1 protein-coding gene is annotated in these 1,093 nt (G+C 48.0%); it reads right to left on the bottom strand.

Annotated features, from left to right (window positions below; genetic code table 11):
- Positions 1 to 27 precede the first annotated feature (27 nt).
- Positions 28 to 1,053, bottom strand: a complete 1,026-nt coding sequence (locus O9X78_RS20735) for an IS630 family transposase (protein ID WP_062383594.1) — start codon at positions 1,051 to 1,053, stop codon at positions 28 to 30.
- Between the last annotated feature and the right edge of the window lie 40 nt (positions 1,054 to 1,093).

The raw sequence follows: 1,093 nt of genomic DNA, 5'->3' as shown, positions 1-1,093 counted from the left end.
TATTAACCCGGCGGATTTTGGTATCTGTTATGCGGCATAACGAATTTTCTCGTGCTTAAAATATTTGCGGACACGATGTGGCTTCCGTTGCAGCATACGCATGTGCTTCGATACCTTCTGTTTGAGTTGCTCTTTATTGCGTGCGGGCTGCCCACTATGCACACCACCCTTGAGGTCACAATTCAAATACTCGTCAGGATTTAGTTCTGGCGAATAAGCTGGCAGATAAAATACCTGAATCATTTTTTTGTGCGCCTCTAACCATTCTTTTACCGGCTTGGCATGATGCACCCGCAGATTATCCAGAATCAAAAACACTTTGCGCTTCGCATCTTTGAGCAATCGCATCATGAAATCAATCAGTCTATCCGCATTCATGTTGCCTTCAAATATCTGGTATCTTACTTTGCCCTGATTGGTCACTGCTGAAATCATGTTGCACGATTCACGCTTGGCATTTAGACGAATCACTGGGGTCTTTCCTTTGGGCGCATAGCCCCGCTCATGCTGGCAGTCGTTACGCAGACCAGTCTCATCGCCCCAGTAAATCTCGGCATTTTGCTGCTTCGCTTGCACTTTTATCGCCGGATATTCTTCCTCTAGCCATGCTTTCACTTCCGGTGCGCGTTGTTCATACGCACGCTTTTGTGGCTTCTGCGGTGTCATGCCCCAGCGCTTTAGGTAATCGCCAACGGTGCGTACGGGTAGCGCCAGCCCATAGCAATTAAGGATCAGTTCGCGAACCGATTCCCGCGTCCACAACGCATAGGGCATTTTTAATTGATCCGGCGTTTTGTCGATCAGCACCGATTCAATATGCTGTTCCTGTTCAGCCGTTAACCGCCGCCCACTACCGGCTTTTCGCCCCGGCTTATCGTATCCTAGTTGATTCTTGTCGCGCTTTAACCAACGACCAATCGTATCCGCGTGAATGCCCACTATTTCGCCAATCTCGGCTCTCGTCATTCCGCGTTTCCGAAGTCGATGCGCCTGTCGGCGTTTTTCTTCAAGAACTTCTAAGGATAATTTTCTTGCATCAATTTTTTCGTCCATTCGCGCATTATATCAGATACTTTTGATCGCCGGGTTAATA

Source organism: Zhongshania aquatica, from assembly GCF_027257955.1.
Classification (GTDB): domain Bacteria; phylum Pseudomonadota; class Gammaproteobacteria; order Pseudomonadales; family Spongiibacteraceae; genus Spongiibacter; species Spongiibacter aquatica.
This window is presented reverse-complemented; position numbering and strand designations above follow the sequence as displayed.

Excerpts from the sequence above, each read along its gene's own strand:
- O9X78_RS20735 (WP_062383594.1), bottom strand. The coding sequence starts at position 1,053 with ATGGACGAAAAAATTGATGCAAGAAAATTATCCTTAGAAGTTCTTGAA.